The 8317-nt window shown below is 61.5% G+C and carries 1 protein-coding gene; it reads left to right on the forward strand.

Annotated features, from left to right (window positions below):
• Positions 1 to 8: 8 nt before the first annotated feature.
• Positions 9 to 8317: hypothetical protein (locus P1U47_RS09620; RefSeq protein ID WP_301028586.1), on the forward strand; the 8309-nt coding region annotated here is incomplete at its 3' end.

Genomic DNA, 8317 nt, shown 5'->3' on the forward strand with positions numbered 1-8317 from the left:
AAGCTGCAATGAAACCTATAGCCAAGCTTGTGCGGAGCTGCCGCTTACGCCGCGCCGTAGTCGTATCTGAACTGGCGCCCAGCCCAAGTACTGGCAGCGCCTCGGTCAAAGGTAAAAGGCAGGTCGGCGCGGCGTCGCTGGCGGTTTGGCCTTTAGTCATGACAGCGGCGTTGCCGCTAATGAGTTTTGTCCCGTCGGCGTTGGCCGAAGAATGCCTTCTAGACGGCAACATTATCGGCGGCAGCAATGGCAGTGGCACGACCTCGCTGGCCTGCGGCTACAGCAACACCGCCAGCGGTGCAAATAGCAGCGCTGTCGGCACCATCAACACGGTGTCGGGGACTAGTTCCAACGCCTTCGGTCGCAACAATTCGGTGACCAGCACCTTCAGCAACGCGCTGGGCATCGGTAACACTGCCAGCGGCGCGAGCAGCACCGCGATCGGAGTGAATAGCACGGCGGCTGCGCAGTTCTCGCTGGCTATCGGCAATGACGAACCCGTCGGTGGCGCCCGTGTGGCGGCTGGCGCCACCAGTGGCATCGCGATTGGCCGCAATGCCAGCGTTGCCGCCAGCGGTATTGACGCCATCGCGATCGGAACAAATTCGTCGTCGGCGGGGCTGCATTCGATCGCGGTCGGGTTCACGAGCGCGGCCACAGGATTTAGCTCGAACGCTTTCGGACACTATACAATCGCCAGTGGCGACTACAGCGTTGCAATCGGTAACAGCAACAGGGCTTTGGGTGAGGCAAGCAGCGCAATGGGCTTTGGGAACATTGCCGATGGAGAATCGAGCTCGTCCATAGGCAACTACAACCAGGCTGCTGGGCCCTTCAGTACTGCCGTGGGTCGAATCAACATAACCGACGGCCAGGCCAGTAGCGCCTTTGGCTACCAAAATACGGCGGCCGGCAACTACAGCACTGCGCTGGGTGCCAACAGCACCGCTGGCGCGGATTTTTCGCTGACGCTTGGTAACTCTGACAATGCTGCTACCGGTGCCCGCGTGGAAGCCGGTGCCACTAACGGTATTGCCATCGGCCGCAATGCCAGCATTGCCGCCACCGGTATTAACGCCACCGCGATGGGAGCAAATTCGTTGGCGACTCAGTCGGATGCCATTGCCTTCGGCACGACTGCGGCGGCGACAGGACAGCGCTCGATCGCGATCGGCTACTTGAGCAAGGCCACTGCTACTGAAAGCATCTCTATTGGCTATAGGAGCGAGGCGACGGGCGAAGGGAGCAGTGCAGTCGGTTGGCAAAATGAAGCCATTGGTGTGGCTAGCGCGGCCTTCGGCGATTTCAACGAATCGGCAGGTATCAGCAGCAGTGCATTTGGCCAGTACAATTTGTCAGATGGCTATAGCAGCAGTGGCTTTGGCTACGCCAACGATGCGCGGAGTGATTACAGCAGCGCGTTCGGAGGCCTTAACGTCGCGTCGGGCGAGTACAGCAACGCTTTTGGCTACTTGAACACGGCCGCCGGCGACTACAGCAGCGCCTTTGGCTTCAGAAACGAAGCGACCGGCAATGACAGCCTTGCCATTGGTCGCGAAAATCGGGCGATCGGCGATGTCAGCTACGCATTTGGGTTTAATAACGAAACACAGACTGGGACCCTCGCGTTTGGCGCTTCAAATACGACAACGGGGTTGCTTAGCAGTGCGTTCGGAAATGGTAATGAAACAACCGGTGTTGCTAGCCTAGCGTTTGGCGGACTAAACCAGACGCCAGGTGAATTGAGCATAGCCTTCGGAGTTGGCAATGAGACACAAGGCCAATATAGCCACGCGTTCGGAACGGGAAACATAGCGAGCGGCGTTTCCAGTGCCGCAGTCGGCAGTTTTAGCACGGCCGGTGGCGACTATTCGCTGGCCTTCGGTAGTTCGGATGCTACAACAACAACAGCCACCGGCGCCCGCACTGCCGTTGGCGCCACCAACGCCATCGCCATTGGGCGCAATGCGGCCATCGCCGCCGCCGGAGTCAATTCCATCGCTTTGGGCAGCAATACCTCGGCCACCGCCGCATCGGCCACGGCCTTGGGTCTGGGCAGTACGGCGAGCGGTTTCAACAGCAGTGCACTGGGCTCTGGCAACCTCGCTGACGGCCAAAGCAGCGCGGCAGTCGGCAGCAACAACCAGGCGACCAACACCGGCAGCAGCGCGCTGGGCCGCAGCAATGTTGCCTCGGGGCAGTTCAGCACGGCGGTGGGCGTTGGCAATACGGCGAGCGGCTTGCGCGGTACCGCGGTGGGTGCGCAGAGCACGGCAGGCGCTGACTTCTCGCTGGCCATTGGCACCTCCGACACCTCGGCCAGTGGTGCACGCGTTGCCTTGGGAGCCACCAATGGCATCGCCCTAGGCCGCAATGCCAGCGTCGCGGCAGCGGGCGTCGACAGCATTGCCTTCGGTTCCAGCGCCAGTGCCACTGCCGCGAATAGCGTCGCACTCGGTCAAGGTTCGGTGGCGAATAGCGCCAACACAATCTCTGTAGGCTCATCCACCAATCAGCGCCGCATCGTCAATGTGGCGGCGGGCACTGCCGGCACGGATGCGGTGAACCTCACCCAACTTAATGCGGCGATCGCGGCCGATGTTGATATCTGCGAGGCCGGCAGCGGCGCTGGCTCACTGGCCTGCGGACAAGGCAATACAGCTTCTGGGCCGACCAGTGCGGCGCTTGGCAGCAACAATCAGGCGATATCGACCAGCGCCACGGCAGTGGGTCGCAGCAACCAAGCGACCGCCAACAACAGCAATGCCATCGGGTCCGGTAACATTGCCAGCGGCCTGCGCGGTACCGCAGTCGGCGTTAACAGCACGGCGGCAGCCCAAGATTCGCTGGCCATTGGCAGTTCTAACAGCTCAGCTACCGGGGCACGTGTCGCTTTAGAGGCTACCAATGGTATCGCTATCGGCCGCAATGCGAGCGTTGCGACCGCGGGCATCGATGCCATGGCCTTAGGTACCAATGCGGCAGCTAGCGGCTTGCGCGGTATGGCTATTGGCGTGTTCAGCACGGCGGCGGGTCAGGATTCGCTGGCCATCGGTGGCGCGGAGACCGCAGTCACCGCAGCACGTGTCGGCAGCGGTGCAACGAATGGTGTCGCCCTTGGTGCAAATGCCGCGGTGGCGAACAACGCCGCCAATGCTACGGCGCTTGGCTCTAGTGCTGCAGCTTCGGCAGCGGCCAGCACGGCCGTTGGCAGAGCCGCCGCCGCGACGGGGGTTTCTAGTTTAGCTCTCGGTCATGGCGCTAGCGCCACCGCAGCCAGCAGCACCGCGATTGGTCAAGGTTCGGTGGCAGATGTTGCCAACACGGTATCAGTAGGTAGCACCACCGCGCAGCGCCGCATCGTCAATGTCGCAGCTGGCACCGACGGCACCGACGCGGTGAACCTGACCCAACTCAATGCGGCGATCGGCGCCAATGTTGGTCTCTGTGCGGCCGGCAGTGGCGCGGGGTCGCTTGCCTGCGGACAAGGTAATACTGCCAGCGGCGCAAGCAGCAGTGCTCTCGGCTACGCCAACCAAGCCAACAGTCTGGAAAGCAACGCGTTGGGTGACCACAACACAACTGGCGGTAACTACAGCAGTGCGGTCGGCGCCTACAACACCGCAGCGGGCGAGGCCAGCAACGCAATGGGTGTATCCAACGTGGCGAACGCCGAGCGCAGTAACGCGCTCGGGGCCAACAATACGGCCAACGCCGAGTTTAGTAGCGCACTCGGCGCCAGCAATACGACGGGCGCTTCGGCTACCCAAGCCAGCGCTGTCGGCTTTGGCAATACCGCGAGTGGCATCAGCTCCTCGGCGGTTGGTCACGGCAACACGGCAAACAAGAGAGAAAGCAACGCGTTTGGCTTCAATAACGTGGTGGACGGGCTGTACAGCACCGCTGTTGGCTACGGCAATAACGTTTCGCTGCCGATTGGGAGCGGCTCCGCCACTGCCATCGGTTCGCAAAATACGGTGTCCGCCGGCGGTGCCACTGCGGTTGGCAACAGAAGCACGGCTTCAGGTGCGGCAAGCGGCGTGTTCGGCTTTAGCAGTGCGGCGTCAGGTGGATTTAGCCTGGCCATGGGCGCATTCAGTTCCTCGGCGGCTGACTCCTCGGTGGCCATCGGAAATTCTGGGGATGCAGCCACCGGCACGCGTGTCGAGGCTGGCGCGAGTTACGGCATTGCCGTGGGCACCAACGCGGCTGTGGCGGCTGCTGGCGTGGATGGCATCGCGATCGGCAGCAATACACAGGCATCAGCACTCGGCGCAATCGCGCTGGGAACAGGCAGCGCGGCGAGCGGAAATTACAGCGAGGCTCTCGGTGCATTCACCACCGCCTTCGGCGATCGGAGCAGCGCGGTCGGTTCTTTCAGTGCAGCAATCGGAACCGATAGCAGCGCGGTGGGTTACAGCAACCTGGCCGAAGGATTGGAAAGCAGCGCGCTGGGCGGCTTCAACACGGCGAGCGCTGAGCAAGCCAGTGCAGTCGGCCATGGCAATACGGCGAGCGGTGTCAGCAGTAATGCATTCGGCTCGAGCAACACGGCATCAGCGCTGGTCAGCACGGCGGTTGGCCACAGCAACAGCGTCCTGAATGAGTTCAGCTCCGCCATCGGCACGGAGAATATGGTGACCGGAAGCAGCAGCACGGCGGTTGGCCGTGCCAATACGGCATCGGGCGCCGCCAGCAGCGTGTTCGGCGTGGCCAGTACGGCATCAGGCAATATCAGCATGGCCTTGGGCAACCTCAGTAACTCTGGTGCCGATTACTCGCTCGCCATCGGTAACTCGGACACCGCCGCCGGCACGCACGTAGATGCAGGTGCCACCAGCGGCATCGCCGTGGGCCGCAATGCCGCCGTGGCGGCGGCGGGCGTGAATGCCATCGCCTTCGGCACCAGTGCCTCGGCGAGCGCAGCGAACAGCGTCGCGCTGGGCAGCGATTCGGTCGCTGACGTGGCCAATACGATTTCAGTCGGCGCAGCGGGCAGCGAGCGACGCATCGTCAACGTTGCCGCCGGCAGCGCGGGCACCGACGCGGTGAACCTGACCCAACTCAATGCGGCGATCGGCGCCAATGTTGGTCTCTGTGCGGCCGGCAGTGGCGCGGGGTCGCTTGCCTGCGGACAAGGTAATACTGCCAGCGGCGCGAATAGCAGTGCCGTCGGCAGCAACAATATGGTGTCACAGACTAGCTCCAGCGCCTTAGGTCGCAGCAATACAGTGACCAGCTCCTACAGCAACGCCTTGGGCTTCGGTAACACCGCCAGCGGCGATACCAGCACCGCAATTGGTTCGAATAGCAAGGCGGCTGCGCAGTATTCGTTGGCGATTGGTAATGACGATCCTGCCGGTGGCGCCCGTGTGGCGGTTGGCGCCACCAGCGGCATCGCAATTGGTCGCAATGCCAGCGTTGCCGCCGCCGGCATTAACGCCATTGCGATGGGATCAAGTTCCACCGCCGCCGCTGCGGATGCGACCGCGGTCGGGCGCAGCACTCAGGCAACGGGTGTCGGCAGTTCGGTCTTCGGAAATAACAGCACGGCAGCTGGAGAAGGGGCTCTCGCATTGGGATTTAAGAACACCGCAGCAACCCGCTACAGCGCTGCAGTGGGGTATGAAAATTCGGTCCAGGATGATCGCGGCGCCGCTGTCGGCCTCTACAACAGTGTGACCGCGAACGGCGCTCGCAGCATCGCTTTCGGCTACAGCAATACAGCAGACGCTGAATTGACCACCGCGGTGGGTGTGGGAAACCAGACCTCCGGTCGAGCCAGCAGCGCTGTTGGTTACAACAACACCAGTTCAGGGATTGCTAGCAGCGCATTCGGCACTTTCAGTACGGCCGCTGCGGACTATTCATTGACCTTTGGCAACTCGGCGGATGGCGAAGCCGGCACGCAAGTCGCGGTGGGCGCCACCAACGGTATCGCCATCGGCCGCAATGCGTCGATCGATGCGACCGGGGTCAATGCCATCGCTTTGGGGTCCAACACGGTAGCCAGTGGCGAGCGTGGCGTGGCCATCGGCAACTTGAGTTCGGCTGCTGGACTCAACTCGCTGGCGATCGGCGGTGCGGACATTGCCTCCTCCGCCACCCGCGTGGGAGCCGGTGCCACCAATAGCATCGCCATCGGTCGCAACGTGGTGGTGGACGAAAACTTCACGAGTTCGGTGGGCTTGGGCTCTAACGTGAGTATCGGCGCCAGCAATGCGGTGGGAATCGGCGCGAATGTGAGCGTGACTGGTGTCAACAGCGTGGCGGTGGGCCGATACGCCAACGCTGAGGGTTACCAAAGTGCCGCCTTCGGTCAGGTTGCACGAGCCCTGGCGGCGGAGACGGTCGCGCTTGGTAGTGATTCAACAGCTACTGCGGTGGGCAGTGTTGCACTGGGCAGTAATTCGGTGGCTGACGTGGCGAATACCGTCTCGGTCGGCGCCGCTGGCAATGAACGTAGAATAATGAATGTGGGCGCTGGCTCATTGGCACTTGGCAGCACCGATGCCGTTAATGGCAGCCAGCTGCGCGACCAGAGCTTGGTGCTGAGCAGTGCGCTCGGCGGCGGCGCGGTGGTAAATCCAGATGGCAGCTTCACCGGGCCAACTTACAATGTTGCTGGTACTGACTATAGTAATGTTGGCGGTGCGGTGGAGGCCTTGGAAGCGCTGGCCAGCACCGGCAGTCCTTTGGGCGTGGCTTACGATGACATCAGCCGCGACACCGTCACCTTGCAGGGTGACAGCGGCGCGACCCGCATTACTAATCTGGCCGACGGCGCGGTCGCCGCGAGCAGCAGCGACGCCGTCAACGGCGGGCAACTGTTCACCACCAACCAGAACGTGGCGCAGAACACTGGGGATATCGCGGGTCTGGACACGCGGCTAGGTTCGGCGGAAGGCGATATTAGCGGCTTGGACTCAAGGGTAGCTAGCACTGAGTCCGATATTGCGCAGCACACCACCGATATATCTGGATTGGACGGTCGTCTGGTCACCGCAGAATCAGATATAAGCCAACACACCACAGACATTGCAAGCCTCGATACCCGTATAGGCACGGCTGAGGGCGATATCACTACTATTGATGGCCGAGTTACCGGCGCCGAGACTGATATTGGGGGTTTGCAAACTACGGTCGGCCAGCATACGACAGAGATTGCGGGTCTCGATACCCGTGTGACCACGGCCGAGTCTGGTCTCACCCAGCACACTACGGATATCTCTGGTTTGGATACTCGTCTTACAACCACGGAAACAGATGTCAGCGGTATTGATGGCCGTCTAGTCACTGCAGAATCAGATATAAGCCAGCACTCCACGGACATTGCGGACCTCGACACCCGTATAGGCACCGCTGAGGGAGACATCACTACTATTGATGGCCGAGTTACCGGCGCCGAGACTGATATTGGGGGTTTGCAGACAGATGTGGGTGGACTACAGACTACGGTCGGCCAGCACACCACCGACATCGCTGGTCTGGATGGTCGCATGGTCACTGCAGAATCTGATATCACTCAGCACACCGCTGATATCACGGGTCTCGATACGCGGGTGACCACGACTGAATCCGGTATCTCGCAGCACACAGCGGATATTGCCGGCCTCGACACGCGTGTAGGCACGGCTGAAGGCAGCATCACAATCCTAGATGGCCGTGTCACCGGCGTTGAAACTAACGTCGGCGCCCTGCAGACCGTAGTGGGTCAGCACACAAGCGGCATCAGTGGTCTAGCTCAGAGCTTAGGTGGCGGCGCCGCTGTAAACCCAGACGGCAGTATTTTTGCGCCGACCTATAACGTGGCGGGCACTGATTACAATGATGTTGGTGGCGCAGTAGAAGCCTTAGAAGTGCTGGCCAGCACCGGCAGTCCTTTGGGCGTGGCTTACGATGACATCAGCCGCGACACCGTCACCTTGCAGGGTGACAGCGGCGCGACCCGCATTACTAATCTGGCCGATGCCGCGGTCGCCGCGAGCAGCAGCGATGCAGTTAACGGTGGGCAGTTATTTACCACCAACCAGAGCGTGGCGCAGAACAGCAGCGACCTGTCGGCACTGGACGGCCGTGTGGTTTCGGCCGAGACCACGATTGCTCAGAATACAGCCGATATCAGCGGTATCGACACCCGTGTGACGACAACGGAAGGCAGCGTTACAAGTCTCGATACACGAGTGACTGGCAATGAGTCCGGTATCGCGCAGCACACCACGGACATTGCTGGCTTAGATGGTCGGCTGACCACCACAGAATCTGATGTTACTCAGCATACCGCTGATATCGCCGGTCTCGACACCCGGGTAGTTAC

Source organism: Zhongshania sp. (assembly GCF_029212375.1).
Lineage (GTDB): Bacteria > Pseudomonadota > Gammaproteobacteria > Pseudomonadales > Spongiibacteraceae > Spongiibacter.